The organism is Paenibacillus algorifonticola, assembly GCF_050481745.1.
GTDB classification, from domain to species: Bacteria; Bacillota; Bacilli; order Paenibacillales; family Paenibacillaceae; genus Pristimantibacillus; species Pristimantibacillus algorifonticola_A.
On sequence record NZ_JBCNGR010000092.1, the window covers coordinates 1 to 569 of the forward strand.

Below are 569 nucleotides of genomic sequence, written 5' to 3' on the forward strand. Positions count from 1 at the left end.
ACCGTGCCTACCCATGGCACAAGATCAGCAAGGAAGCTTCCGCCTTGCAGCCATGCAGAGTCACCATCACGGCTTAAGCCGAACGGATCGACATAAGATATCGGATTGCCATTCACATACGCGTAACGGTTCAGCGTTTGCGAATCGCTGATCGAACCTGTCAGTACATCCCGGTTGATGAAGCGTTTGATTTCTGGATTGTAATAACGCGCACGCATATGGTATAGGCCGTTTGCATCCGTTGCAACGCCATCACGTCCATTATACTGGAACGGCTGCTCCATCGTCCCCCTATGACGGATTTGTTCCCCATACGGTCCGTATTCATACGTATCCGTTATCACGCCGTTGTCATTCGTCAGCGCGACCGTGCTTCCACGACGGTCATAATGATACGTGGCATAGCTGCCATCCGCTGCCTCCCGGCCAATCAATCCAAGACCGTACACATAATACGCCGCCCGGTTGCCTTGCCCGTCTGTCTCCATCAGCACCTGCGATAATACCGCCTGCGGATTGACGACATAACGAGTCGTTACCCCGTTCTCGGTGACGGAGGTACGTACGTT

At 53.4% G+C, this 569-nt stretch carries 1 protein-coding gene; it reads right to left on the bottom strand.

Annotation, left to right across the window (positions count from 1 at the left end; all coding sequences use genetic code 11):
- Nucleotides 1-569: RHS repeat-associated core domain-containing protein (locus ABEW34_RS31720; RefSeq protein ID WP_430165814.1), on the bottom strand; the 569-nt coding region annotated here is incomplete at both ends.